Origin of the sequence: Pseudomonas sp. B6(2017) (genome assembly GCF_002112765.1) — a bacterium.
GTDB classification, from domain to species: Bacteria; Pseudomonadota; Gammaproteobacteria; order Pseudomonadales; family Pseudomonadaceae; genus Aquipseudomonas; species Aquipseudomonas piscis.
Genome location: NZ_NEIQ01000012.1, coordinates 191,849 through 218,101 on the forward strand (window position 1 = coordinate 191,849; position 26,253 = coordinate 218,101).

The 26,253-nt window shown below is 63.4% G+C and carries 17 protein-coding genes and 2 pseudogenes; 7 read left to right on the forward strand and 12 right to left on the reverse strand.

Going from position 1 to position 26,253, the window contains the following annotated elements:
• Positions 1-53: 53 nt before the first annotated feature.
• Both pgm and CAG11_RS21380 read right to left on the reverse strand, forming a co-directional pair.
• Positions 54-1,700, reverse strand: coding sequence for a phosphoglucomutase (alpha-D-glucose-1,6-bisphosphate-dependent) (pgm, locus tag CAG11_RS21375; protein WP_085597823.1), 1,647 nt, complete (start codon positions 1,698-1,700; stop codon positions 54-56).
• A 257-nt stretch (positions 1,701-1,957) separates the two neighbouring features.
• Positions 1,958-2,980, reverse strand: a complete 1,023-nt coding sequence (locus tag CAG11_RS21380; RefSeq protein WP_022639901.1) for a zinc-dependent alcohol dehydrogenase family protein — start codon at positions 2,978-2,980, stop codon at positions 1,958-1,960.
• A gap of 258 nt (positions 2,981-3,238) precedes the next feature.
• Between CAG11_RS21380 and CAG11_RS21385 the strand changes: the two genes are divergently transcribed.
• The 3 genes and pseudogenes from CAG11_RS21385 to CAG11_RS21395 all read left to right on the forward strand — a co-directional run bounded on the left by CAG11_RS21385 (position 3,239) and on the right by CAG11_RS21395 (position 6,339).
• Complete coding sequence (locus CAG11_RS21385) at positions 3,239-4,153, forward strand: LysR family transcriptional regulator (protein WP_022639902.1); 915 nt, start codon at positions 3,239-3,241, stop codon at positions 4,151-4,153.
• Positions 4,154-4,497: 344 nt separating this feature from the next.
• Positions 4,498-4,695: pseudogene (locus CAG11_RS34560) on the forward strand (hypothetical protein); the annotation flags it as partial.
• Positions 4,696-4,854: 159 nt separating this feature from the next.
• The gene (locus CAG11_RS21395; protein ID WP_371857906.1) at positions 4,855-6,339 is read left to right on the forward strand and encodes a glycosyltransferase family 9 protein; all 1,485 of its coding nucleotides are present in this window, start codon (positions 4,855-4,857) and stop codon (positions 6,337-6,339) included.
• Here the strand turns inward: CAG11_RS21395 and CAG11_RS21400 are convergent.
• The 8 genes from CAG11_RS21400 to CAG11_RS21430 form a co-directional block, all read right to left on the reverse strand.
• Entirely contained in the window at positions 6,294-7,085 is a 792-nt protein-coding gene (locus tag CAG11_RS21400) for a capsular polysaccharide synthesis protein (RefSeq protein WP_085597824.1), read from the reverse strand. The two genes, CAG11_RS21395 and CAG11_RS21400, sit on opposite strands and share 46 nt — an antisense overlap.
• Positions 7,085-8,212, reverse strand: coding sequence for a hypothetical protein (locus CAG11_RS21405; RefSeq protein ID WP_085597825.1), 1,128 nt, complete (start codon positions 8,210-8,212; stop codon positions 7,085-7,087). The genes CAG11_RS21400 and CAG11_RS21405 overlap by 1 nt, the downstream gene beginning before the upstream one ends.
• Positions 8,209-9,075: a histidinol-phosphatase gene (locus CAG11_RS21410; RefSeq protein ID WP_085597862.1), complete on the reverse strand. Its 867-nt coding sequence runs from the start codon at positions 9,073-9,075 to the stop codon at positions 8,209-8,211. The genes CAG11_RS21405 and CAG11_RS21410 overlap by 4 nt, the downstream gene beginning before the upstream one ends.
• Positions 9,072-10,100: a radical SAM protein gene (locus CAG11_RS21415; RefSeq protein WP_085597826.1), complete on the reverse strand. Its 1,029-nt coding sequence runs from the start codon at positions 10,098-10,100 to the stop codon at positions 9,072-9,074. The genes CAG11_RS21410 and CAG11_RS21415 overlap by 4 nt, the downstream gene beginning before the upstream one ends.
• Positions 10,101-10,206: 106 nt before the next feature.
• Positions 10,207-11,427, reverse strand: a complete 1,221-nt coding sequence (locus CAG11_RS21420) for a hypothetical protein (protein ID WP_085597827.1) — start codon at positions 11,425-11,427, stop codon at positions 10,207-10,209.
• 28 nt (positions 11,428-11,455) lie between these two features.
• Positions 11,456-11,599 carry a hypothetical protein gene (locus CAG11_RS33840; RefSeq protein ID WP_165605147.1) on the reverse strand — a complete coding sequence of 48 codons (144 nt, stop codon included), beginning with the start codon at positions 11,597-11,599 and terminating at the stop codon, positions 11,456-11,458.
• Positions 11,596-12,408 (reverse strand): ubiquinol-cytochrome C chaperone family protein, encoded by an 813-nt coding sequence (locus CAG11_RS21425; protein WP_085597828.1) that lies wholly within the window; start codon positions 12,406-12,408, stop codon positions 11,596-11,598. Before CAG11_RS21425 ends, CAG11_RS33840 begins: the two co-directional genes overlap by 4 nt.
• Before the next feature lie 19 nt (positions 12,409-12,427).
• A complete protein-coding gene (locus tag CAG11_RS21430) occupies positions 12,428-13,048 on the reverse strand; it encodes a helix-turn-helix transcriptional regulator (RefSeq protein ID WP_085597829.1) in 621 nt (206 codons plus the stop codon).
• A 516-nt stretch (positions 13,049-13,564) separates the two neighbouring features.
• Between CAG11_RS21430 and CAG11_RS21435 the strand changes: the two are divergent.
• The 4 genes and pseudogenes from CAG11_RS21435 to CAG11_RS21450 all read left to right on the forward strand — a co-directional run bounded on the left by CAG11_RS21435 (position 13,565) and on the right by CAG11_RS21450 (position 23,838).
• A pseudogene (locus tag CAG11_RS21435) lies at positions 13,565-15,438 on the forward strand (AAA family ATPase).
• Between the two features lie 2 nt (positions 15,439-15,440).
• On the forward strand, positions 15,441-16,076 hold the full coding sequence (locus tag CAG11_RS21440; RefSeq protein WP_085597831.1) for a 4Fe-4S cluster-binding domain-containing protein: 636 nt from the start codon (positions 15,441-15,443) through the stop codon (positions 16,074-16,076).
• A 14-nt stretch (positions 16,077-16,090) separates the two neighbouring features.
• Positions 16,091-22,492, forward strand: coding sequence for an AAA domain-containing protein (locus CAG11_RS21445; RefSeq protein ID WP_085597832.1), 6,402 nt, complete (start codon positions 16,091-16,093; stop codon positions 22,490-22,492).
• Positions 22,489-23,838, forward strand: a complete 1,350-nt coding sequence (locus tag CAG11_RS21450) for a hypothetical protein (protein ID WP_085597833.1) — start codon at positions 22,489-22,491, stop codon at positions 23,836-23,838. Before CAG11_RS21445 ends, CAG11_RS21450 begins: the two co-directional genes overlap by 4 nt.
• Before the next feature lie 30 nt (positions 23,839-23,868).
• On the opposite strand, the gene CAG11_RS21455 is transcribed toward CAG11_RS21450, so the two are convergent.
• On the reverse strand, positions 23,869-24,939 hold the full coding sequence (locus tag CAG11_RS21455) for an AraC family transcriptional regulator (protein ID WP_053129365.1): 1,071 nt from the start codon (positions 24,937-24,939) through the stop codon (positions 23,869-23,871).
• 184 nt (positions 24,940-25,123) lie between these two features.
• On the reverse strand, positions 25,124-26,140 hold the full coding sequence (locus CAG11_RS21460) for a phosphotransferase enzyme family protein (RefSeq protein WP_103325065.1): 1,017 nt from the start codon (positions 26,138-26,140) through the stop codon (positions 25,124-25,126).
• Between the last annotated feature and the right edge of the window lie 113 nt (positions 26,141-26,253).

Consider the following 26,253-nt stretch of genomic DNA (forward strand, 5'->3'; position numbering starts at 1 on the left):
AAAAAAGGGCGACCGAGATGGTCGCCCCTTTTTCATTGCCGGCAATCGCCTGATCAGTTACCGCTGATGGCGCCATCCACCAGGGCCTGGGCTTGCTCTACCAATTGCTTGAGGTGATCGTCGCCGATGAAGCTTTCGGCGTAGATCTTGTAGATGTCCTCGGTGCCCGACGGCCGAGCGGCGAACCAGCCGTTCTCGGTCATCACCTTCAAGCCGCCAATGGCCTGGTCGTTGCCCGGAGCGTGGCTGAGGATCTGCTGGATCGGCTCGCCAGCCAGCTCAGTGGAGGTCACCTGCTGTGGCGACAGCTTGCTGAGCAACGCCTTCTGCTGCGGGTTGGCCTTGGCATCGACCCGTACAGAGAACGGCTCACCCAGCTCATCGCACAATGCACGATAGGCCTGGCTCGGATCGCGACCCGTACGGGCGGTCATTTCCGCCGCCAGCAATGCCGGGATCAGGCCGTCCTTGTCGGTGCACCACACACCGCCATCCCGACGCAGGAACGAAGCACCCGCACTTTCTTCGCCGCCAAAGCCCAGGGAGCCATCGAACAAGCCATCGGCAAACCACTTGAAGCCCACCGGCACTTCATACAAGCGCCGGCCCAGGCGGGCCGCCACACGGTCGATCAAGCCGCTGCTGACCACGGTCTTGCCTACCGCGGCATCTGCGCGCCATTGCGGACGGTTCTGGAACAGATAGTCGATGGACACCGCCAGGTAGTTGTTCGGTGCCAGCAGGCCACCGCTGGGGGTGACGATGCCGTGGCGGTCGTGATCCGGGTCGCAGGCGAAGGCCACGTCGAAGCGCTCCTTCAGGCCGATCAGGCCCTGCATGGCGTGGCTGGAGGATGGGTCCATGCGGATCTGCCCGTCCCAGTCCACCGACATGAAGCGGAAAGTCGCGTCGACTTCACGGTTCACCACGTCCAGGTCCAGCTTGTAGTGCTCGGCGATCGCCGACCAGTAGCGCACCCCTGCTCCGCCCAGCGGATCCACACCCAGACGCAGCTTGGCGTTGCGGATGGCATCCAGGTCGATGACGTTGATCAGGTCGGCGACATAGCTATTGAGGTAGTCGTGGCGATGGGTAGTGTCGGCCTTCAGCGCCTGCTCATGGCTGATGCGCTTGACCCCGGCGAGCCGGGCCGCCAGCAGTTCGTTGGCCTTGGCCTCGATCCACTTGGTGATATGGGTATCGGCCGGGCCGCCGTTGGTGGGGTTGTACTTGAAGCCACCGCTTTGTGGCGGGTTGTGCGACGGCGTGATGACGATGCCGTCCGCCAGGCCCGAGGTACGACCGCGGTTGTAGCAGAGGATGGAGTGGGACACCGCCGGCGTCGGCGTGTACTCGTCGCCTTCGGCGATCATCACGGTCACGCCGTTGGCGGCCAGCACTTCCAGGGCGCTGGCCCCGGCCGGGGTGGACAGGGCGTGGGTATCGATACCGAGGAACAGCGGGCCATCGATGCCCTGGGCTTCGCGGTACAGGCAGATGGCCTGGCTGATGGCCAGGACGTGCCATTCATTGAAACTCAGGTCGAACGAGCTGCCACGGTGCCCGGAGGTACCGAAGGCCACGCGCTGGGTAGGAACCGATGCATCAGGCTGACCGGTGTAGTACGCCGTAACCAGTCGCGGGATGTCGACCAACAACTGCGTTGGTGCCGGTTTGCCCGCAAAAGGACTGAGAGTCATGCAAAACCTCAAAAAAAGGATGGTTCGGAAATGCCGCGCAGTTTACTGGCAGTTCGACCATCGCGCGACGGAATCTATCCCGGAATCGACAGCAAGATTTATCGACGGATATACGCCCGCAATACCGGCCATGGGCGGTAGCAGGGAGCAAGGAAGGAAAGAAGGAAAGAAGGAAAGAAGGAAGGAAGGAAGGAAGGAAGGAAGGAAGGAAGGAAGGAAGAAGCGCCAGGCCCCGCGACTGGGGGCCTGGGATCGGGTCATGCCGGCTCGACCTGCAAGGCGACTCGTTCGCGGCATGGGCATTCGTCCATGTAGCGGTGCGCCTGGACGAACTCGTTGAACGGGAACACCCGGGTCTTGAGCGGCAGCAATACCCGGTCGGCGGTCAACTGGTTGATGTCGCGCAGGGCGCGCTGCAGCGCCACCTGGTCCTGGCTGATGCCCAGCTCGGGCTTGCCGGTGAAGTTGCCGATGCAGTGCACGAAGAACTGGATGTTCTTCTGGAACGCCGCGCAAGCCGGGAACGGTGTCTGGTTGCCACCCTGCAAGCCGTACAGCACCAGGCTGCCACGGGGCGCCAGGACATCGCCGAGCATCGACATCTGCGGCCCGCCGAGGCCATCGAAGACCACGTCGACCCCACGGCTGTCGGTGAGCTTGTTGACCTGCATCAGCAGGTCCTGCTCCTCGGTGACTATGACTTTTTCCGCCCCCAGGGACAGCAGGTATTCACGCTCGTCGGCATTCTTGGTGACCGCGATCACCCTTACGCCCAAGGCCTTGCCCAGCTGCACGAAGGCCGGTCCGGCGCAGTGGCTGGCATCGGTGACCAGGGCGAACTGCCCGGGCTTGACCCGGGCCAGGTCGGCGTAGGCGAAGTAGGCGATCAGCAACGGCGTGTAGTGCACCGCCGCCTCGATCGGGCTCAAGACCTCCGGATAACGGGTCAGGGCCGAGCGCGGCAAGACGATCTGCTCGCCATACACCGGGTAGTCGTTGGGGCTCTCGGCGGGGAAGCTGGCGACCTTGTCGCCGACCGCCAGGTCCTCGATCCCCTCGCCCACGGCGGTGACCACACCGGCCATCTCATGGCCCAGGCCGGAAGGCAGGCGGGCATGGGAGGAAGCCAGGTTCTGCCGCCAGAGCACGTCATACCAGCTGATACCGATGGCTTCGACTCGTACCTGCACTTCGCCTGGCGCAGGCAACGAGGCCGCATGCTCTTCGCATTTGAGCACCTCGGCCGCTCCAAACTTGTGAAAACGAATCGTGCGGGACATCGCAAACCTCGTCAAAAAATAACCTCTAATGCCGCGGACTTTATCCGGGCTTTGAAAGCAAGACTATCAGTGCCTATTAATAGTCGACATGCCTGTCATCGATTCCGTGCCCTTGAAAATCGGGGCTGGGCGGTCTGCGAGCCGCCTGCCAGGCAATTAGCCGGTGCAGAGTAGCAGTCTTTACCCGTAAGATTCACGCCGGCCATTGTTTCGATATGGCCGCTCCAGTCAAGCTCGCTGAATCTGCCAGGACTCCAGATGAATCGTAATGACCTGCGTCGTGTCGACCTGAATCTGTTGATCGTGTTCGAAACATTGATGCACGAACGCAGTGTGACCCGCGCCGCCGAGAAACTGTTCCTTGGCCAGCCCGCCATCAGCGCGGCCTTGTCGCGCCTGCGCAACCTGTTCGACGACCCGCTGTTCGTGCGTACCGGCCGTAGCATGGAGCCTACCGCCCGGGCGACGGAGATCTTTGCCCTGCTGTCCCCGGCCCTGGACTCGATCTCCACCGCCGTGAGCCGCGCTGCCGAGTTCGACCCGGCCACCAGCAATGCGGTATTTCGCATCGGCCTGTCCGACGACGTCGAGTTCGCACTGCTGCCGATGCTGCTCAAGCGCCTGCGCGCCGAAGCCCCAGGCATCGTGCTGGTGGTGCGCCGGACCAACTACCTGCTGATGCCCTCGCTGCTGGCTTCCGGGGAGATCTCCATCGGCGTCAGCTACACCACCGACCTGCCGGCTAACGCCAAGCGCAAGGTCCTGCGCCGCAGCATGCCCAAGCTGCTGCGCGCCGACACCGTACCCGGTCCACTGGGCCTGGACGACTTCTGCGCCCGCCCCCACGCCCTGGTGTCGTTCGCCGGCGACCTGAGCGGCTTCATCGATGAAGAACTGGAAAAGCTCGGGCGCAAGCGCCATGTCGTGCTGGCGGTGCCGCAATTCAACGGCCTGAGCACCCTGCTGGCAGGCACCGATATCCTCGCCACCGTCCCCGACTACACCGCCGAAGCTCTCACCGCCGCCGGCGGCGTACGTGCCGAAGACCCGCCCCTGCCGGTGCGCAGCTTCGAAATGCACATGGCCTGGCGCGGCTCCCAGGACAACGACCCCGGAGAGCGCTGGCTGCGCTCGCGGATCCAGATGTTCTTCGGCGACCCTGACAGTCTTTAGAGGCTTCGCGCATGCTTGTTAGCTGGTCAAAAATATCCTGCACATGTAATCGCCCCTCCGAGTGCGGATGCCAGGCCTCCGGTGGATACGCGCCCTCATGGCGGAGACCGTTAAAACCCTTTAAAGAATCGCCGCATTCAACATGCCTGCCTCACCAAACTTCTTTGGACAACCGCGGCTTCCATGGTAGGACCTGGCTCCCTTCGGCTGATGCGTCATTCGCGTGCTTAATTTACCAGGTAGGCGGAAAGCATCGAGGCCCCCTGAAAGGCCACCATCCAACTCGCTGAACTTTCAGACAGCAATACTGGAAAATACGCGCAAGGAACAATACCCTGCCAAGGATGCACCCTAGACAAGTTGATCTGTCAGGGATTGCTTCGTTTCAGACCCCGCGCTGGATGCATGACCTCGTCCGCTTCCTGCCACTGAAAAGCCAATTCGTCCTGTCAGGCAATATCCGCGACCTCCAGGCCTACGAGGTCGCCCCAGGCACAATCACGGCCCAGAGTTTCAACCAGGCCCTGTGCGACGCCCTGCTCGGATAGTCAGGTCTCAAAATCTTCTAAAGCTTTTCGTCCGCGACTCAGAAAGCGTCAACGACAGCTTTGACTCAATGAAAGTAGACTTTGAGCCGATGACCCTAGGTGATTTTTTAAACGCTCATGCACTACACATCTATGACTCGTTGGAACTCATGCTTGAAAAGTTGTGCACGTCGGTTGGCCCGCCTGCTGGCCGACCGATCGCTGAAAGCAACTGCTGCTAATGTTAATCCTCATATCGTGGTGTTGCGCTGGGATGCAAAGCTGGGCGACGCCATCGTGTCGTCCTTCTTTTACCGCGAAGCCCGCAAGCTTAACGTCCGGGTCACCGTGATCACCGTTGCCGAACTCGCCGAGTTGCATGCCTTGGACTTTGCAGCGGATGAGGTGATGATCACGCATGCAGCGCCCGGCCCTCTCGAACTTTGGCGGCTGGCTCGGAAGCTGAACAGAGTCGATGCCGTGGTACACCTGGTCGGTACAATCCAGCCTGCTGAAATCGTATTCCTTCGATTGCTCAACCCTGCCCTGATCTACTCGCTCGATGACAGCCTGCGCTGCGTCAATCGCAAGTTCGGCGCAGCATCCTGGGGACTGGACACGGCTGCTCGGTATCGCCAGGTACTCGTAGACTTGGGTGCTGCACAGGTACGAGGCGAGTACATCGTACCGTTGCCTGCGCAGTTGCCCGCCCCTGAAGTGGCGCCCCACATTCTTTTCAATCCCTACGCGAGCCGTGCCGAAAAGAGCCTGGCCGCTGAGCGCTCGACTACCTTATTGCAGGCAGTCGCCGAGACCTTTGCGTCACGCACCATCGGTATTCTCAGCAGCCCCGCCACCCTGGCCGATGCCCAACAGTTGGAAGCCAAGGTGGCACGTGCTAACGTCAAAGTGGTGGACGGGTTGGCATCGCCAAGGGATGTCGCCGGCTACCTTTCCCACGCGCAGGTCATCGTCAGCGTCGACACAGCGATCGTGCATATGGCGGTTGGCCTTGGCACCGCCCTGGTGGCCATCTATCCTGCACTAGAAGAAGCATTCAACCCTTGGCTGCCCCCGCCTAGCGCAAGAACCCGCGTGATCTACAGCCAACAGTCGACGGGACGCACCGGCAGAAACATGAACGCATTTCCGAACCACATGGTAATCAATGCGCTCGAGTACCTGCTGTCAGCATCGGACGTCCTGCAACTGGAAGCCAAAATCGTGGCGGGCCTAGGCGTGGCTAGGGGAACTCTGGCTCGTCAGTTGCCACTTATCAGTGAGCACTTCCCTGAAGTTGCGGCCTGTCACCCAGGGACTATCAACGTCACGCTCGATCGACCTTTGCTACTGACAAAGCCAGACCATCGTACGGCCCCCCTGGCTTGGACACCCAGCGGAAGAACCACTGAAGTGTTCGACCTGCTGCGTGTAGAACTTGAGCTGGGCTCATCCCCAGCCCGTATCCCGGCTTGGTTGTATGTCGCGCATGGCTCACCGCACCGCGATACGCCGACGGTGCATGAGCTAATCGCTCCCACCCTGGATCTGACCGACATACGTCGCTGCCGACTGCACATACGCGCGGATGCAGTGACACTGCCAACCACCGATCAGCCAATCTCGGCCATCAGCTCCTCAACTTGCGCCAGCCAGTAGTCGAGACTCGTCTCCAAATGCAGGAACAGGTTGGCCAGCAGCGTTCCGCCAGCCAGGAACTCTGCAACCGTCTCAGAACGTACAGAGGTACGCCTGAAGTACGTGTTATAGAGCTTGAGCAGAGCCACATCCCGCTGCAAAAAATCGGCGACGCCGACATCCCGACGTCGCATGACTTCGCAATTGGCGAAGTTGTAGCGCGGATGGTAGCCAGGGTCGACGACCTCGTCCGGGATAATCACAAGGCCATCGTCTCTGCAGGCGACGATATCCTTGATTCGGCCCGGGTTGCCCCAAGTATGTGCACGGGCACTCAAGCCTTGTTGTAACGCCTGTGCGAGCAAGGGGTTGCCTGGTTGTGACGCGAAAAGACACTCGCTGTACCAGTGCAGTTTGGCGCTTATGCCCTGAGGAAAAACCACCTTGCTCGGGTCGCGTAGAAACAGGGTATCGGCATCCACCCAGGCACCACCATAACGGTGTACGAAGGCCATGCGGATGAAGTCACTCTTAGCAATGATGTCCTCGACTCCTGCGGCCAAGCTGAACGCCAACGGCTCGAAGGCCCAGTGTCTTTCGAGTATGTCCGGTCCAAGGTAATTCTCGACCGTGCGCGGGGTGAGCAGCAGCAGTCGATCTCCCAGCGCCCTGCGCATCGATACCAGGGCCAATGCGACATAGGACGGTATGGGTTGCCCTGGCGCATGCTCCCAGTATGTGACGTACGGAACGTTGACATCCCTCATCACAGGTCCGCCCTGCCGACACCATCAAGCAAACCGAGGTTGGTCAGGTAAGACCGGAGCAATAGCAGCGACGGCATGCATTGGGCTTGGGCCAAAAACTCGTTGCCCAGAGCGGCTTTGTACAGGTCAAGCCATGTGAGCGCCGGTACCTTTGGCAGAAATGCCCCGAGCGCATTCTGGTTGCCCTCTCCAAACACCAGACGTAGCGTGCGCAGGATAGGCCGGTAGCCCGGAGCTGACAGTAATTGTGCCAGGGGATCATCCAACCGCTGAGCGATTGCCACACCATTCAAACGGTCCTCAATCATGGCATCGGTCAACGCCACCCTCGGATCAATCGCTACCGGATAAAGCGCTCTGAATGACTTTGCACCATTGCACAGGGACTCGTACAACACCTTGTCAGCAGTAGAGCCAGTGACAAGTACGTCATCGCCAAAGATCACATGCACTCCGCTCCAGCGGTAGAAGTTTTCGGCAGGAATGACATGATCCTGCACGCGGTTTACCTGCTCACGTTCCTCCAGACTCAGGCTTGCATAGTTCTCACAGGGTGGCGCCAGTCTGGGCAGTTTGACATTGATGATGGTGGGTAAAGCCAGATGTGCCAGCTTGAGGTTCACTGCCTCGACCACCATGTCATAGAGAACGTTGGCCGTGGACGGTACGTTGCGCCATCCCGTGGTCATCATCACCACGCAGTCACCACTGGCTTTGGCATCACGGAACATTGCTGTCCATTGCGAGCATGGGTCATCCAGTTCGGCATACAGGTAATCGACCAACCTGCGAGCTAGGTAACTAATGTCGTCAACCCCACCATATTTCGCCCGACTGTAGATCGCTGCAAGTTCACTGGCTTCCTGACCGGTACGCATGTCATGAAAATGGCCCTGTGGGCCCGGCTCCAGGCAGTACAGTGCAGTGCCGCCTAGGATCGTGACGTACTCGCCCATCTCGATCAGACCACGCCTGAGCATATCGGCAGCAAATGCCCTGAATCCATTCTTTACATCATCGCCGCAAGGATGCGCTAACGCCTGATGGAACAGGGAAATTTGAACTTCGTCCGGCGCCTGCAGAACTTCGGACCACGAACGCGCAGCAATGGAGGAAAGCAGAGTCATGTCCGTGCAGCCCCTTGGTTCAATGTAATGGTCGTGCCCACAGGCAGCAGAGTATCGATGTCGACATCGACTCTCCTACGATCCTTGTAATAACTGATGCGCGATAGCCCTAGCGGCCTCAGCGCGGACATCAGTTCAGCCACGCCCGCGCCTGCGTCCTCAGGCGCATGGGTGTCAGACCCGATGGTGAACGGCACATCGTGGGCGATGAGTTGGGGCAATAGACGTTGCGATGGGTACGACCATAGCCCCTGCACTTCCTGCCTTGTCAGTGGAGACAAGCTCGACTTGCGTAACCCGGAGGCATTCAGCTCGAATGCCATTGCGCTGCGCGCTAGCGGCTTCAACAAGCGCTCGAAGCGACGCAAGAAGACGTCCTCTGGCAAACCGCGCAGCAGGGTGTCGGCATGCCCAATAGCGTCGAACAAGCCGCAAGCCACAAGGCCTTCAAGGTAGTCGAAATAGCGATCGAGAAAAGCCTCAGCGGCCAGCCGTGGCAACTCCCAGACTTTGACCATAGCTTCTCCCGGCACCTCCACGTAGTGCACCGAGCCGATCGCGAAGTCCAGCGGGTAGCGCGCCATTAGATCACGGGTGAAAGCTTCGGTCCCTGGCATATAGTCGAACTCCAGCCCCTGCAGGAGCGTAATCTGTCCCTGGTACGCCGTCCGCGTTCGCTCGATGTCGGCAAAATAGCGATCAAGCTCGCTCGCCAAGAGCCGGTTGTTCGTATCCACCGGGAACGGCGCATGATCAGTGATGGTGAGGGTGCGCACACCAGCTGCGATGGAGGCACGCACCAGCTCATCGACGGAACCAGTGGCATGCTTGGAGTAAACAGTGTGGCTGTGAGAGTCAATCATGCTGCCTCCCATGCCTGGAGCAAGCCGTCGTGGTTAGCCAGCTCTTTGACCAGCCAGTAAGGATTGTTCACCCGGGCGATGATCGAGCTCACAAGGTCGGGCTTCTCCAGCTGTCTCAGCAGCTCCGTCAGTGGCTGGGTGTAGAGTGCTCGGGCCAGCGGGTTGTGCAACAGGCGGGCCTCCAACCTTGGCCAGTCCAAATCGTCGAAATGCATGTTGCCCAGGCGTTGGGTTTCGATACCGTACAGGTACACATCGCCATTGGGCTTGATGGTCACATCCATTCCGTTGGCCTGGGGCGCCTGATTCAGGCTGCCGAAGGTGAAGTGCTTGTTGACCTTGGCTTCGATGGCAGCAATGTAGCTATGCATATTGAGATAGCCCTTGGATGTACCTGCGGCAGGATGCACCAAGTTTTTGTAATCGATGCCAAAACGCTGCTGTCCTACCACAAGCACGTCCTCCAGCGGCCCGACCTCGATGAAGTCCGCCTCGAGCCCCCAATGCTGCAGTTCCTGGACGAGATACTGACGCGTGAAGTTCCTGTCGGTATCGATGGAGCGGAACGAGAAGCTCAGCCCCGACGGCTGACGCTGGTTTAGGTAGTCAAGACTGAATCCATGAGCACGCCATTTGACTTTCTCGATGTGGTGGCTATCGGCACTGAGGCGGATGTTGCAGGTGTCGCCATTGGCAGTCACGATGCGATCGGTCTCATCGTAGAACTCTGCCATCCTGGCGTGTGGGAAGAACCCGCTGGTGATGAACTCGAAGCGCTTGCCTCCATTCGAGAGACCAAGTATTTCGTGGAACACCTTTGCATTGTTAAGCGGCTCGCCTTCGCCGCTGATGGAGATGCGCTTGACCGAAGGTTCGTTGATCAACACTGAGAGGTTCTCCCGCGCCAGTGTTGACAGTTCCATGCTCATGCCCGCCTTATGCTTGTCAGCGTACATACAGAATGCGCAGCCAATGCCACAGATCTGAGTGATGTCGATGTACAGCAAATGGCCTTGAAGTTCCATGTCCAATGTCCTATGAGCTTGACTCTGAGTCGAAGCAAAGTGGTTTCTAACGGGCGCGGGTTGCCGCAGCCACGCTTGCTAGCTGTAGTGGGCTGCCGCCGTGTGTTCAGTAAGGGATGTTGACCTGCAACTGCTGGATCTGTACTGAGTGGGGATGGATGATGTGGGTCAACAAACGGCGCTGCTTGATCGCCGGCTGCTCTGGATAGTCCGCAAAGCGGTCATTGCTGACGATGTAGGCGCCCTGATCGTAAGCGGCTGCGGCGAGCAGGCCTTCGTCCGCCTTGGCATCGTTGCCCATCACCATGACATTGGCCTGAGGGAACAGCGCCCGAAGCTGGGCTTCGTCGGTAGACAAACGGGCACAGATGCCAGGGTCGAATATCAGCCTCACCTTGTAGCTCTCGCAGAGGTGCGGCACCAGCGCAGTCAGCGCTTTAAGCCCGATGAAAGTCCCTTTGCCGTTTTCCGAAGGTAGGTAGCACAGGTTGTTGCCATCGATCACCAGCGTCTCGATGTGCTTTTCCAGCAGTCGCATGATGTCCTGCAAGCGCTCCTGCAACTTCTCCACGTGACGCTCGAGCTTACGCCGCTTGACGTTCAGCTCACTGAGCACCGCTTTGGGTTTGCTGTTTTCAAAGAAGCTTTCACAGGCCTGGTGGACCATTGCCCGCGCCTTTGCGCTGTCAGCATTCGACAGTTCCCATTCGAAGCCGCGTGCCTTGGCGATGTCATTATCAATCTGTTCCAATTGCCGCTGGAGGCGTTGCCATTCGCGCGCCACCTCTCCCGCCATAGCTTCCCATTTTTCGCTGGCACTGCGGGTAACCTCCATCAACTGGCGCAGGTGCAGCAGCTCCTCGTTCAGGCCTGTAATGGTGGCACTGGTTTCCAGTGGATCGAAGCTACGAAAGCGCCTGAGGTCGGCAGCCAGACGCTGCTCTTCAGGTTCATGGCGGGCCAGTTCGGCATGGGCCTCGCTGCGCGATTGAGACAGCAGTGCGAGTCGTTTTTCCAGTTCAGTGGCCTGATGAAGGGCAACCTTTTGCTCAGGGGATCGCCACAGCATTGCCAGCCAACCTCCCGCCATGCCCTCATGGGTCAATTTGAGCTGGCGAGTCGACTCGATGGTCGAGGTGAGCTTGCCAAGCCGCTGCTTGATCTCAGTGGTGATCCGTTTGCGGTGGGCCAGTTGGCTACTGGCCTGCTCGCAATCAAATGAGCCATACCACTGCGTATCGCCCTGGAGCCTTTGGATATCCTGGTTGATCGAGCCGGCCTTCTGGGTCAGTGCGGCGAGGCGAGCCGCGTGCTCATTGCTGTACATGATCAGTCCTTTCAGTCAAAGGCGATGCTTAGGCATCGCTGTTCGCGTTCCGCTGCCCTGCGCGAAAAGCCGCGCGACCTGCCCACTGCAACGCCACAACTGCGGCGGCACCGGCGGCAAAACAAATGGCGTTGGTTAACAGAAACTCCAGCGGAGAAATCGTTGTGTTCATGTCAGGCTCCTCTGCTCCAGGCGTACGCCGCAATTGCCGCAAAAGCGGCTAACGGCATCGACCGGTTTCGCACAGGCTGGACACACCTTGGCCAGCAGCATCTTCTGGCGCATATGACCGATCTGAATGACGCATGGCACGGTCACTCGGTATGCTGGGCTGGCCAGATCGAAAGCAGTCCACAGGCCAGTGATGGCCCAGCCGACCGGGCCGGCGAGCACAGCCAGCCCCCGGCCCAAACCCGCGCTACCGGCCATCACCACGCCACGCCCAACCAAGCTGCTCATGGTTGCACTGGCAACCACCGCTGCCATGCTGTAGGCGTTTGAGGCGCTCAGGCTGGTGAGCAGTGCAGCCAAAGCACCTGGGCCCATACCTGGGCGATAGCTCGACCCGATCGACTCAAAGAAAGTCACCTTGTCAGCCTCGCTCATACGCCCAACCGACTGCTCGACCACTTTGGAAATAATGGACATTTCCATAATTTCACAGTTGCCCAGGCCGCTCTTGGCTACCCCAACATGCGAAGCCACGTCATTTAACAATTCCTTGTAGGGCACGCCATTGCCGCCACGGAAGACGTTCATCAGCGAGTTACCACCAAAGCGGGTGAGTTCCTCGGCAACCAGACCGCGCTCGTACTCGGTAATCTCGCGATCCTTGGCTGCACTCAGTTGCCGACATGTTGAAGACGACAACGAAATGCGCCCTTTGCCGCTGTCGGTGATGACGTCGATCAGCAATCCGATATCGTCGCTGCTCGCATGGGTCAGAACGTCTACCAGATCAGGGTCCTGGATCATGGACATGGGGTACTTCCTCTGTTGTTCAGTCGATATTGGTCGGGGTATGCGGGGTGCTATCGCTAACCAACGCACCGGCGATGGCCGCGAGCCAGGCCCTGGGCTGAGCAGCACGCACTTGACGCAGCATCAGTGCGTCTAGCTTCAGGCAATTGCGCCGGCGCCACTCATCACGAGCGTTGACGCGGCCGACCTCAGGCGAAGCGCCTACGCCAATAGGACGAACATCAGGATGAACCTTGCATTCGCGCAATATTTTTTCTATCGGATTGCTCAGGGCTAACTTGTCTTCGCTCTGAAGTTTCACCGCAGCAGCCAAATAGTCACTGCTACCCCCTACGGCCTGTCCCAGGGCCAGCCAGTCCTGCGGGCGCATGAGTAGGAAGGCCGGTGGCACACCCAAGACTTTGGCGATACGGGCCAAAGTGTGAAGGTCCGGATTGGGAGCGACATGATCCTGTGGCGATTTCAACGCTCGCAGTGTGCTGCGTGCGATACCAGTTTGACGTTGAATGCAGCTGGCTGTTATCGGACCGGGTCTTCCGCTCTCGCGTTGCTTCCCGCCGACGGCGAGCACTGCGTTGAGGTTTTCGCTGAAGTAATGCCCCAAAGTCTTGGTAGGGGCGGCGGGTAGATGACTGTCCATGCTGATCTTCTCCACATTGCGATGACGGGAGGATAAGCATGGCCATATGCCATTTCAAATGATATCGGAGCGCCAGCACTCCAAGTCAGATCTTTAATGGAGCCCACACGCTCCGTTTTTTTTGCAAATATCAGAAAAACCCTTTGCCACCTTGATAATCCGTTGCAGTCGACTCCAATCCTTAAACAAGTTTGTCCGCCCGGCCGTACGGCCATGGCGGTACAAGGAAACCCAGTGTGCGTCACCTCGATAGCTGTCAGAAATCGCTCGATCGCACATCCTGCTGGGGGTATCGATGGGTATTTCTGGGGGTACATTTCTACTTCTGCTAACCAAAAAACCCGTAATAGAGCCATGTACAAATGCTCTGTGGCGACCCTGACAGCCTCTAAGGCCACGCCCGGGACTTTCCATCGATCTGCAGGCTCGCTGACCAGGTCCACGCCAGTATCGACCGGCACCATCAATAAGCAGGAAATTTCCTAACCCGAAGCTGGAAAACCTGAGCATGGGGCAATACCCTGCCACCACCGCCCAAGGTTACGAGCTGAAACATGTCAGGGAATACACCGTTTGAAAGCCCACGTTGGATGCGTGACCTGGTCCGCTTCCTGCCACTCAAGAGCCAGTTTGTCCTGTCCGGCAATATCCGCGACTTGCAGGCCAGCGAGGTGGCCCCCGGCACGGTCACGGCCCTGAGCTTCAACCAGACCCTCTGCGACACCCTGCTCGCGGCCGGCTACGCCCATGTACTGACGTGGGACCCGGTGACCGGCATGCGCGCCATCGGCAAGCCGGACAGCGATCCGGCGGCGGGCCAGACCCTGCTCAAGGAGCTGGGCCTGACCCCGGTGGATGGCGCCGCCCCGGCAGGCCCCGATCTCTTGGCCGCCACCGTGCAGCGCCTGGTGAATCGCGCCGGCCCGCCGATTGCCCTGGTCATCGACTTCGCTTCGCGCCTAGTGGTGCGCAACGATTCCCTCAGCGCCGCCGAACACCAGCTGTTCACCCAGGCCCTGGTGCACTCCCACCAGGCCCGCAGCCGGCCGCTGCCGGAGCTGCGCAAACCCTTCTTCAATACCCTGCTGTGGCTGGTGGAAAAGGAAGGCGACCTGCCCGACTGGCTGCTGGTGGACAACCCGCGGCTGCGGCACATTCCGGTATCCCGGCCCGACCAGCTGACCCGCCGCGCCCTGGCCCCGGCCCTGCTCAAGAGCCTGGCCGGCAGCCAGGAAGCCAGCGAGGACAGCACGCGCGAGGCGGTGGATGCCTTCGTGCAGAATACCGAAGGCCTGCTGCTGCTCGATCTGAGCGCCATCGCCCAACTGGCACGGGTCGAGGGCGTGGCCATGGAGCAGATCGCCGATGCCGTGCGCCGCTACAAGATCGGGGTCACCGAAGATCCCTGGCTGCGCATCGACCGCCAGCAGATCCGCCAGGCCGATGAACGAGTGCACCAGCGGGTCAAGGGCCAGGATCATGCGGTGACCCACATGCTGGACATCGTCAAGCGGGCGATGACCGGGGTCGGCGCCAGCCGCAAGGGCAACCGGCCCCGGGGCGTGGCCTTCCTCGCCGGTCCCACGGGCGTGGGCAAGACCGAACTGGCCAAGACCATCACCAGCTTGCTGTTCGGCGATGAAAGCGCCTATATCCGCTTCGACATGTCGGAGTTCAGTGCCGAGCACGCCGACCAGCGCCTGATCGGCGCGCCGCCCGGTTATGTCGGCTACGACGTGGGCGGCGAGCTGACCAACGCCATCCGTGAAAAACCCTTCAGCGTCGTGCTGTTCGACGAAATCGAGAAGGCCCACCCGCGCATCCTCGATAAATTCCTGCAGATCCTCGACGACGGCGTGCTCACCTCCGGGCGCGGCGACCGGGTGTATTTCTCCGAGGCGCTGATCGTGTTCACCTCCAACCTGGGCATCTATCGCCAGGGCGACAACGGCGAGCGCGTTGCCAACGTGCTGCCCGGCGAACCCTTCGAACAGATGCAGGAGAAGGTCCACAACGAGATCGACCGCTACTTCAAGCTGGTGCTGAACCGCCCGGAGATCCTCAACCGCATTGGCGAGAACATCATCGTCTTCGACTTCATCCGCGAGGATGTGGCGATCCAGATCTTCGAGCAGATGGTCGACACCACCTTCAAGGACCTGCAACAGCAACAGGCGTTGTTCATCGAATTGAGCCCCCAGGCCCGCCAAGGCCTGCGCACGCTGTGCCTGCATGACCTGTCCAATGGCGGCCGGGGCATTCGCAACCAGCTCGAGGCGCGCCTGCTCAATCCATTGTCCCGGGCCCTGTTCGACCAGGATGCGCAGCCGGGCGAGCGTTTCTCGATCACCGCGCTGGACGCCGGCGGGCTGCTCATGGAACGCCGCTGAAGATGCAACTGAGCCTGTCGCGGGTGCATTTCCCGGTCACCACCCTGGGCCCCGGGCGGCGCCTGGGCATCTGGTTCCAGGGCTGCAGCATCCGCTGCCCCGGGTGCATTTCCGCCGATACCTGGGGGCCCGGCCAGCGGCGCCTGGACATCGACCAGCTGCTCACGCAACTGGTGCCCTGGCTGCGCGAAGCCGACGGCATCACCCTGTCCGGCGGCGAGCCCTTCGATCAGTTCGAGGCCCTGCTGCTTTTACTCCAAGGGCTGCGCCGCCAAAGTCCGGTGGACATCCTGGTCTACAGCGGCTATCCGCTGGAGCGCCTGCAACCCCAGCTACGCAAGGCCCAGGGCCTGATCGACGGGCTGATCAGCGACCCCTACGAGGAACGCCTCGAACAATCCCTGGCGCTGCGCGGCAGCGACAACCAGCGCCTGACCCTGCTCACGCCCCTCGGCCATGCGCGCCTGGCGTCCTATGAGCGTCCACTGGAAGCCGCCGACAAGGCCCTGGACCTGATGTTCGACGCCAATGGCAGCGTCTGGATGGCCGGCATCCCCCGACGTGACGACCTGCTGCACCTGCGCGACCTGCTGCAGGAGCAAGGCCACCAAATACAGACCAGTGCGCACCGCCACTGAATGGAATTCTCCCGATGATTCGCTTCTGCCCCAATTGCCAGACCGAACGCCCGCTCCAGGAGCTGTTCTGCGAAGGCACCGTCGACCAGCACCCTTGCAACTGGGACCTGGCCGGCGAACCACCGCGCGCCGACGGCTGGCGGCCCCAGGTCATCGTCACTCAAGACGCCCTGCCGCAAGATCCCATGCCCCGGCACGGCCCAGGCCAGGGCAGTCCAGGCCAGGACAGCCCGCCGCCAGATGCCCCGGCCCAGCCCGAGACCATCGCGCCGGGCCTGGTTTGCAGCAACGGCCATGCCATGGAACCAGGCGACTTGATGTGCCTGGAGTGCGACGCGCCCCCGGCCCAGGACCAGGCCCAGGTTCCTGGCAACGCAACGCCTGGGCCGGCACTCCCTGATGCCGGAGACGACCCGGCCAGCCCCAGCCAGACCCTGATCGACGGCTGGGCGTTGATCCGCCAGATCAGCAGCACCGACGGTGTGCGCGAACGCTACCTGGCCAGCCACCAGGCAACGCCACTCCAGGCGGTGTTGACGCTCTACCGCCCCGGCGCCGAACCCGACCCGGCGATCTACGATGTGATCCGCCGCCTGCCCCGTGCGCATGTGCCCGAGATCATCGCCACCGGACGCTGGGACGGCCGGGCCTACGAGGTCATCGAAGAGCTCAGCGGCGGCACCCTGGCGGACCTGGGCAGCATCATTCGCGACACCGACAGCGTGCGCCATGTGGTCCGGGAACTGGGCCAGGCGCTGCATGCCTTCAACGAAGCCGGGCTGCGCCATCGCGACCTGCGCCCGGCCAGCCTGCTGGTACGCGCCCGCGAGCCGCTGGACCTGGTGATCAGCGGCTTCGGCTCGGCGCGCCTGTCGGAGTTCGACCTGGATATCGTGTCGCCCCTGGAAACCAGCCGCTACATGGCCCCGGAAGCCATCGCCGGCGGGGTAGCCGCGGCCTCGGACTGGTGGAGCCTGGGGATGATCCTGCTCGAGCAGTTGACCCAGGGCGCCTGTTTCGAAGGCATCCATGCCAATGCCTTCCTTATTCATGTACTGGCCAACGGGGTGCCGATCCCCGATGACCTGGACCCGGGGCTCGACCTGTTGCTGCGCGGGCTGCTGGCCCGGGACCGGCACCAGCGCTGGCAGTGGCCCGAGGTCGAGGCCTGGCTCGATGGCCATCCGGTCGCGGCGCCGGCCTCGTCGTTCCAGGAGCGCGACGACGGCGAAGGCGCCACCTTGCAGCTGGGCCAGCGCCACTACCACAAACCCCGGGTGTTCGCCCTGGCCGCGGCCCAGGCCGAACACTGGGCCCAGGCCCTGGACCACCTGCTGCGCGGGGTGATCGTGACCTGGGCCGAACAGCTCGGCCTGCCCTCCTCGCTGCTCGCCGGCCTGCGCCAGGTGGTCCAGCATGACGGCCTGGAAGACGACTTGCGCCTGATGCTGGCGCTCAAGCTGCTCAATCCGCAAGTGCCGCTGATCCATCGCGGCGACATCGTCACCCCAGGCTGGTTGCTCGAACACCCGTTGGAAGGCTACCGGCTGATCAGCGGTTCGGCTCCCGATCTGCTGGAGCAGCTGCAGACCGACAACTGGCTGTCGCGCCTCAAGCTGCGCGCCGAGCAGGTGCGCCAGCGCGCCCTGCACCAGCAGGTCGAACTGGTGGAAGAGACCCTGCGCATCTACCTGCTGTCGACCTCTCGCGCCAGGCTCGCCACCCAGTGGCAGGAGCGCCAGCGCCTGCTGCCGGATACCGAGCATCCTGGCCTGGCCTACCTGTCGGAACGGCGGGTGATCGCCGAAGAAGACCTGATCGTGCTGCTCAGCGCCGCCATCGAGCAATTCCGCTCGGTCGACTCGATCATCCAGGAAGCCACCGAGCTGGCTCAGCGCACCGAGGTCGGCTGGTTCGACAGCGAGCAAGCAAGCGCACTGCTTGAGCACCCGCGCCAGGAACTGTACCGCAGCGTCGACGAACGCATCCGTGGTTTTGCCCGCAGTGGCGTGCCGGCGGTGGATGAGTGGGCCGAGCAGTTTCGCCTGGAACGGCGCATGCCCCTGGCCAAGGTCCTGGTGCTGCTGGCCATTCCCGAGAGCCAGTGGCTGGAGCCGCAAAAGCAGCACTACGTATCGCAGATCCTCGACTTCTTCGAAAAGAAGGTGGTCACCGCGGTGATGCGCGGCCCGCTGGTGCGCATGAACATCGGCAAGACCACCGCCCGCGTCGACCTGGCCGAATTGCACAGCGAACGCCGCCCCGCCGCCGCCCTGCTCGACCACCTGCTGCAACGCAACGAGCGCGCGGTGAACCTCGACCCGGAATGCTTCCAGGCCGATCCGCGGATCGAGGCCCGACTGCATGCGCTGTACCGCCAGAGCGCGTTGTACAAGCGCGATACCGGCATCGACGGTCTCTACCTGGGCTTCCCCTTCTTGCTCAGCCGCGATCCGCGCGGCAACGCCCGCCCGCGGATCATCCCGTTGCTGCTGTGGCCGGTGAAACTGCTGCTGGAGCTGGGCCAGCGCGGCAACGCGCGGCTGGCCTTCGACGGCGAACGCGAAGAGGTGCGCCTGAACCCCGCACTGGACAGCGTGCTCGGCGCCGAGACCTGCAAACTCTGGCGCAAGACCGCCGATGAATTGCTCGGCCGTTCGTCCATCCGCACCAGCGACGTGATGGATGCCTTCGGCATGCTCGCCGGCGTACGCTCGCGCACCTTCGCCAGCCTGCCGGCCGGCACGGTTGAGGTCGCGCCCTACCAGGAGGAACTGGCCTGCGCGGCGGTGCTGTTCCACGTCACCTTCATGGGCCAGGCCATTGGCGAGGACCTGCGCCAGCTCAAGTCGCTGTCACCCAACGGCACGGGCCTCGAGACCGCCTTGCGTCTCAGGAATGGCGAGGACGAACAGCCACCGGCCGATCCCGGGGAGCTGCAGCGCTATTTCACCGTGGCCAGCGACCCGTCCCAGGAAGCGGCAGTGCTCCAGGCCCGGCAAGGCCCCGGCCTGCTGGTGGAGGGGCCTCCCGGCACGGGCAAGAGCCAGACCATCGTCAACATGGTGGCCGACGCCATCGGCCGCCAGCGCAGCCTGCTCATCGTCTGCCAGAAACATGCGGCGCTGGAGGTGGTGCACAAACGCCTGGTGGCCGAAGGGCTTGGCCAGCGCATCGTCATGCTCAACGACGTCAACCGCGACCGCGAGCCGATCATCCGCAGTATCCGCGAGCAGCTGGAGGCCCTGTTCGTCGCTGGCGGCGACAGCCAGGGCTGGTTGCGCCAGCGTGAACAGACAGCGGCGCGCATCGAGGCCCTCGAGGGCGAGCTCGATCGCTACCACCAGAGCCTGCATCACCCGGACCCGGCCAGCGGCCTGAGCTATCGCCGCCTGTTGGGCGAGCTGATCGAACTGGAAGATGGCCCCGCGCCCCTGGAGTTCCCGGCCCTGCGCCAGCACCTGGCGCCCCTGGACCCCGCCAGCCTGACCCGCCTGGAAGAGCGCTGCGCGCCGCTGGTTCGCCTGTGGTTGCCGGCACGCTACGAAGGCAGCCCCCTGGCGCAGCTGCAAGCCTTCGCCGCCGATCGCCCGACCCTGCAAGCCTTCGACGACAACCTGCGGGACTTCGCCCAGGCCGAGGCCGATCGCCAGGCCACGCTGCAAGCGCATCCGGCCAGTTTCGAGATCGACGACCCCGCGCCCTACCGCGCATGGAGGGCGGCACACGTCGCCACCTTGCTCGACCTGGAGCCGCAGCAGCGGCTGCGCCTGGCCCGCTGGCTACCGCTGTTCCGCCTGCGCGAGCATGAGCCGCTGCCCCGTGGCGAGGCGATCCTCGACGAGCTGCGGCAATTGCAGCAGCAACTGCGCCAGTTGCCGGAAGATCGCTACCAGGCGGCGCTGTCGCCCGCCCTGGGGCTGATCGACCACAAGCGCCTCGGCAGCCTGGGCCAGGATTGCGCCAAGGTCATGGCCGCCCGTTCCTGGTGGTCGCGAATCAACCCCTTGCACCTGCTGCGCCGTGGCCGGCTGCGCGAGTTCCTGCAGGAACAGGGTGAAAACCGGGTCGAGGAAGTCCTGCCCACACTGCACGCGGCCATCGACCTGGAGCGCCAATGGCGCCCGCTGCGCGCCGAACTCACGGCCCTGCAACGGGAGCTGGGACTGGACGCCCCGGCCCCCGAAGCCGGCCTGGAGCTGAGCGCGACAGTCACCCACGACATCCGCCAGCTGCTGGAGATCCAGGTCCTGGCCCAGGCCCTGGCCCAATCGCCCCGCGCCCGCCAGGCCGACGCTGCGGTGCTCAGCGGCGACAAGCGCGAGTTCGAAGCGTTGCTCGGTGACCTGGACGCCTCGCTGATTCGCCAGGGCGTACGCCAGACCAGCCTCGACCAGCTCAAGCTGCTCGGCCACTGGCTGGGCGCCGAACTGCTTGGGCAACTGCAACAGGCTATCGAGCACAACCAAAGCAACGAGTTGCCCCTGGCCCGCCTGCAACAAGCCCTGCCCTGCCTCGGCGCCTACCAGGCGTTCCGTGGCCGAGCCAGCCTGCTGGGCCCAGAGGAGCTGGAGCTGCTGGCCCTGCTACGCCAACGCCAGGCGCAATTGGACGCCCTGGCGCCCGAGCAACTGGAAGCCGCCGTGCGCCGCCTGCTGAACCGCGAGGCGCGGCTGGGCTGGAAGCACCGCATCGAGCAAGCCAACCCCGAGTTGCTGTACGGCCAGGACGAAACCCAGGCCAAGGTCGCCAGCCTGGCCCAGGCCGATACCCGCATGCGCGAGCTCAACCGCGAGCTACTGGCCAAGGGCATCGACCCCTCGCGCCTGGGCAATCGCAAGCAATGGGAAGACGTGACCCGGCTCACTGGCAAGCGCTCGCGGCGCTTGCGCGAATTCATCGAGCTGGGCGCGCCGCTGGGGCTGATGAACCTGCGCCCGGTGTGGCTGATGAACCCGGACGTGGCCAGTCGCGTGCTGCCGCTCAAGGCCGGCCTGTTCGATACCGTGATCTACGACGAAGCCTCGCAGATGCCGGTGGAGTTCGCCCTGCCGACCCTGTTTCGCGGGCAGGTCACGGTGGTCAGCGGCGACGAGAAGCAGATGCCGCCGACGGCGTTCTTCTCCAGCCGGGTGGAAAGCGACGAAGCCGAACTGTTCGACGGCGACGAGCCCGACGCAGAAGCCGACCAGGAGCAACGCGAGGCCTTCGAAGACACCTGGAACCGCCGGGAGATCAAGGACTGCCCCGACCTGCTGCAACTGGCGCGCAATGCCCTGCCCAGCACCACGTTGCAGATCCACTATCGCTCCGCCTACCGCGAGCTGATCGGCTTCTCCAATGCCTCGTTCTATGGCAACCGCCTGAATGTGCCCGTGCGCCATCCACAAGCCAGCATCGAGCGGGTCAAGCCGCTGGAGCTGATCCAGGTCGAAGGCCTGTACCAGAACCAGAGCAACGCCCAGGAAGCCGAGCGTGTCGTGCAGTACCTGGCCGAGCTGTGGCGCCAACCCTACGAAGAGCGCCCCTCGGTCGGCGTGGTGACCTTCAACCGCAAGCAGGCCGAGCTGATCGAGGAACACCTGGAGGCCCACGCCGCCCAGGACGAGGTGTTCCGCAGCGCCTACGCCCAGGAGCGCGAACGCAGCGAGGACGGCGAGGACATGTCGGTGTTCGTCAAGAACGTGGAGAACGTCCAGGGTGACGAGCGCGACGTGATCGTCTTCTCCTCGACCTTCGGCCGCAACAGCCAGGGCACCTTCCGCCGCAGCTTCGGCGTACTTGGCCAGACCGGCGGCGAACGGCGCCTGAACGTGGCGGTCACCCGCGCACGGCACAAGGTGGTGATGATCACCTCGATGCCCATCGGCGACATCTCCGACATGCTCAATACCCACCGTGCGCCGGCCAGCCCCAGGGACTACCTGCAAGGCTACCTGGAATACGCCCGGGCGCTGTGCGCCGGGGAGTTCGCCTACACCGGCAAGCTGCTCGACCGGCTGCAAACCGACCGCGGCAACCTGCAACGCGGCCAGGGCCAGGATCGCGACGGCTTCGCCAGGATCGTCGGCCAATACCTCCAGGCCCAGGGTTGGCAGGCCGCGCCGGCCAGCGAAGGCGACGCCTTCGGCCTGGACTTCGCCATCGAAAACCCCGGTACCGGCACCTACGCCATCGGCATCGAATGCGACGCCCCCAGCCACGCCCTGCTGGAACGCGCCCGCGCACGGGAGATCTGGCGCCCGTCGGTCCTGCGCCGGGCGATCCCGCATATCCACCGGGTGTCGTCCCAGGCCTGGTACCACGACGGCGATAACGAACGCGCCCGTCTGCGCGAGGCCATCGAACGGGCACTGCCGTCCGCCCAGCCAGGTCCGGTCACGGCCCCTTCCAGCGATACGGAGATCTGCCCATGAGTGGTCCCAAGGTTGTGCGGATCGTCACCCGCGAAGAAATCATCGCCCTGTGCGAGGGGCACCTGCAGCGCCTGGAACAGGCCATGGCCCGCTGGGAAGCCCAGGCCGCCAGGCTCGGCGAGTTGAACGAGGAACAACGCAACGCCACCCGCGCCCGCGCTGAGCGCCTGCGCGCCCTGCTCGGCCAGGAACAGTTCGCCCAATTGCAGAAAGCCGTGCCAATCGAGATCGAGTACCTGCGCCGCGACCAGACAGAACGTGAGGAACGCGCGGTGCTGCGTGCGACCGAGCAACGCCAGCGCCAGCGCCGCCAGCAAGAAAATGCCGCGACCCTGCTCGGCGCCCTGCGCGCCGCACAGGCAGCGGTTGCGCCCGAGCTGTTGCAAGACGTGGCGCGCCTGGCCGAAGGCACCGACCTCGCCCATGCGCAGCAGGTCCTGGCCCAGGGCTTCAGCCAGCTGGCCAGGGTCGACGAGACGGACAGCTTGAGCGAGCGCCAACGCGAACTGGCCCGGCAACTGCGCGAAGAGACACCCCAAGCCAGCCTCGAACAGTGGATCGCCGCGCAACAGCCAGCCGAGCGTGATCCGCGCCTGCAACGCATCGACCGGCATATCGCCGAACTGCAACTGCTCCAGGGCGCACCAGCCGCGACTCCGTTCCTGCAACGGCTGGCCCGGGCCGAAGCCCAGCAGCAGGCGCAGCAGCGCAACCTGTTGCTCGACAGCCTGGTGATCGAACTGGCCGAGGCCACGCGCGACTTCCAGCAGCGCCGCGGACTGCTTGGCCAGGTCCAGGACCTGGCCAGCGAACTCCATACCCATGCCACGACCGATCACGCGGCCCTGCTGCGCCAGGTCGCCGAGTGCCACGAGCACAGCGACCTGGCGCTGCTGCAAGCGCTGAAGTCCGAATGCGAGGTCGCGCTCACCGCTGTGCTACAGGCCCAGGCTGCACTGGCCCGGCGCCAGGCCATGCTTGAGGGGCTGGCCCGGCTCGGCTACGAGGTTCGCGAAGGCATGGCCACCGCCTGGGCCGAGTCCGGCAAGGTGGTACTGCGCAAGAGCGCCACCCCAGGTTACGGCGTCGAAGTCGGTGGCAAGGCCGACAACGGCCGCCTGCAGGTGCGCGCTGTGGCCCTCGACCCACAGCGGGACAAGGGGCGCGATCGGGATATCGAGACGATCTGGTGCAACGAATTCCAGCGCCTGCAAGCGCTGCTCAAGGACAGCGGCGGCGAACTGCTGATCGAACGCGCCTTGGGGGTGGGCGAGGTGCCGCTCAAGGAAGCCACGGTCATGGACGAGGAACGAGAAGCGGCGAACCTCCAGCAGCGGAAGCTTTGAGCTCGCCGCAAGCTCGCCCCCTCTCTCGGTTCAGGCCGACCCTGGTTCCAAGCCGCGATGGGCCTGGCGCCACTGGATCGGGCTGACGCCGTACCAGCGGCGAAAGGCCCGGGAAAACGCGCTGATTTCCGAATAGCCCAGGGCCAGGGCCAGCTCGGAGATCGGCAGGGTCGATTGCTGCAGGTAGTACAGCGCCAGTTCCTGGCGCACGGTGTCCACCAGGCTCGAGAAGGTCAGGCCGCTTTCTCCCAGGCGGCGCTGGATGGTCCAGCTGGGCATGCGTAGGTTATGGGCCACTTGCTCCAGGCACGGGTAACCCTCGCCGAGCAGGTCGCGCACCTGGGCCCGCACCTCGGCGACCATGTCCGGACGGGCCTGGTCGCCGCCGGCCACCGCGAGCTTGTGCAGGCTCTCCAGGAGGATCGCCAGCAGCTTCGGGTCGTGCCCGGGCATCGGCCGCTGCAGCACGCTGCGGCGAAACACCAGGGCGTTGCAGGGTTGGCCGAACAGTACCGGGGCATCGAACACCTTGCAGTGCTCATGCCAGGCCTCGGGCTGCGGATGCTCGAAATGCACCCGCTCCGGCGCCCAGTTCTGGCCCAGGGCATGGCGTATCAGGTTGGCGAACATGCCCAGGGACAGCTCGGCATCCTGGCGCTTGCGCAAGATGGCGCCGTATTGCACCTGGTAGTCGAAGCGACACAGCTCGCCGTCCTCCACCAATCGCAGCAGGCTGCCCTGCTGGTGCGCCGGAAAGGCCCGGGCGACGTTGCGCAGGCCCTCGCCAAGGGTCGCCGAGCACATCCCCACATAACCCAGCAGGCCCAGGGAGTCCGGACGGAACTGCTGGCCATAGCGCAGGCCGAAATTATGGTTGCCGGTCTGCCGTGCCGCCTCCTCGAACACCGAGCAATACTGGTTCAGGTCCAGGCTCAGGGTCGGGTGCAGCAGTTGCTCGGGATCGATGCCGGCCATGCCCAGGATGCGTTCGGGATTACCGCCGTGCATCTGGATGAAATCGCTCAGGCCGCTGGCGGCCGAGGCCAGGACGCCGACCTGGCTTTCATGGGGACGGCTCGTGGACGTGGTGATGAGGGGCACCGGGAACCTCCTTGCGCAATCACCATGGACGGGGGGCTGGACTACGCAAGTTCCATTCCAGATCCCCGCCTGGCCCCGCTGCGCCGGGCTCCGTGGTCTCAAGCCCGGCACTGTCGGCGCTAGGCGTTGCTCGGTGCCGGGCGACAGTGCACCGGTGCAGGGCGTAGCGGTTTGTAACATCGATTCAGTACCCCCCGTGCGCCAGGACACCCCGCAAGCCGTCATCCAGGTAGCGCCGGCATAACCCCAGGGTCTGCTGCACCCACTCGCGCCCCAGGCACTCGACCTGCGCCGTCCCCCGGTGGGTTCCGGTCCAGGCCAGCAATTGCAGGCGCCGCTGCATGATCAGGGTCGGCAGCATGGCCAGGTCCTCGGCCGCAAGCGCCAGCTGGCTGCAGTAGCCCTGCAGCCAATTGTCGATCCATTGCGCCAGCTCAGGGTGATGCTCGAAGAAACTCAAGGCCGCGGCCAGGTCGTGCAAGTACCAGCCCAGCCCGCAATCGTCGAAGTCGATGATGCGCGTGTGCTCGCCCTGCACCAGCAGGTTGGCCAGGCGCAGGTCGGCATGGATCAGGCCGAAACGCTCGGGCCCCTGGCCATAGTCGGCCAGGCGCTGGCCGAGGACGCCGACCACCTCGCCGATCAGCGCCCGAGCCCCCTCGTCCAGGTAGGGTGCCTGCTGCCAGGGGCCCCAATGCCCTTCGGGACCGAGCATGCTCGCGTGGTTCCAGGTCATGCGCGTGAAGTCCCGGGGCTGGTGCCAGCGCCGGGCCTGTTGGTGCAGGCGCGCATTGATCGCCCCCAGGCGGCGAAACGAAGCATCGAGGCCGTGGGACGAAGGCTCGCTGCCCTCGATCCAGTCGAACAGCACCACATACCGGCTGCCCAGCCCGGCCAGCTCGACTTGCTGGATCAACTGGCCATCCAGGCCGGCGATGGCGTCGGGCACTTGCAGCCCCTCCTCGCGCAGCGCCGCCAGCCAGGCCAGCTCGCTGGCGATCTCCTGGTACGAGTGATAGGCCTGGCGATGCACCCGCATCACCGAACGCCGGCGGCTGTTGTGCAACAAGTAGGTGGCGTTCTCCGAATGGCTGAGCAGGCGCAGCTCACCGTGCAGCGCCGGGGCATAGCGCAGGATGGCCTGGCTGGCCAGGGGGGCAACGGCATCCAGGTCGTTGGCGGGGTTCGAGGCAGTCATCATCAGCGCGCTCCAGGGTAGATAGGCCACCACAGGATGCGAGGCGGCCGGCGCGCATCGCTTGACCGCCCGGGGCGAAATCTTGACTCCAGGACACAAGGCACGCGGCCGTCGCC

Excerpts from the sequence above, each read along its gene's own strand:
- CAG11_RS21460 (WP_103325065.1), bottom strand. The coding sequence starts at position 26,140 with ATGATGACTGCCTCGAACCCCGCCAACGACCTGGATGCCGTTGCCCCC.
- pgm (WP_085597823.1), bottom strand. The coding sequence starts at position 1,700 with ATGACTCTCAGTCCTTTTGCGGGCAAACCGGCACCAACGCAGTTGTTG.
- CAG11_RS21420 (WP_085597827.1), bottom strand. The coding sequence starts at position 11,427 with ATGTACAGCAATGAGCACGCGGCTCGCCTCGCCGCACTGACCCAGAAG.
- CAG11_RS21385 (WP_022639902.1), top strand. The coding sequence starts at position 3,239 with ATGAATCGTAATGACCTGCGTCGTGTCGACCTGAATCTGTTGATCGTG.
- CAG11_RS21380 (WP_022639901.1), bottom strand. The coding sequence starts at position 2,980 with ATGTCCCGCACGATTCGTTTTCACAAGTTTGGAGCGGCCGAGGTGCTC.
- CAG11_RS21440 (WP_085597831.1), top strand. The coding sequence starts at position 15,441 with ATGCAACTGAGCCTGTCGCGGGTGCATTTCCCGGTCACCACCCTGGGC.
- CAG11_RS33840 (WP_165605147.1), bottom strand. The coding sequence starts at position 11,599 with ATGAACACAACGATTTCTCCGCTGGAGTTTCTGTTAACCAACGCCATT.
- CAG11_RS21445 (WP_085597832.1), top strand. The coding sequence starts at position 16,091 with ATGATTCGCTTCTGCCCCAATTGCCAGACCGAACGCCCGCTCCAGGAG.
- CAG11_RS21430 (WP_085597829.1), bottom strand. The coding sequence starts at position 13,048 with ATGGACAGTCATCTACCCGCCGCCCCTACCAAGACTTTGGGGCATTAC.
- CAG11_RS21405 (WP_085597825.1), bottom strand. The coding sequence starts at position 8,212 with ATGACTCTGCTTTCCTCCATTGCTGCGCGTTCGTGGTCCGAAGTTCTG.
- CAG11_RS21400 (WP_085597824.1), bottom strand. The coding sequence starts at position 7,085 with ATGAGGGATGTCAACGTTCCGTACGTCACATACTGGGAGCATGCGCCA.
- CAG11_RS21410 (WP_085597862.1), bottom strand. The coding sequence starts at position 9,075 with ATGATTGACTCTCACAGCCACACTGTTTACTCCAAGCATGCCACTGGT.
- CAG11_RS21425 (WP_085597828.1), bottom strand. The coding sequence starts at position 12,408 with ATGTCCATGATCCAGGACCCTGATCTGGTAGACGTTCTGACCCATGCG.
- CAG11_RS21450 (WP_085597833.1), top strand. The coding sequence starts at position 22,489 with ATGAGTGGTCCCAAGGTTGTGCGGATCGTCACCCGCGAAGAAATCATC.
- CAG11_RS21415 (WP_085597826.1), bottom strand. The coding sequence starts at position 10,100 with ATGGAACTTCAAGGCCATTTGCTGTACATCGACATCACTCAGATCTGT.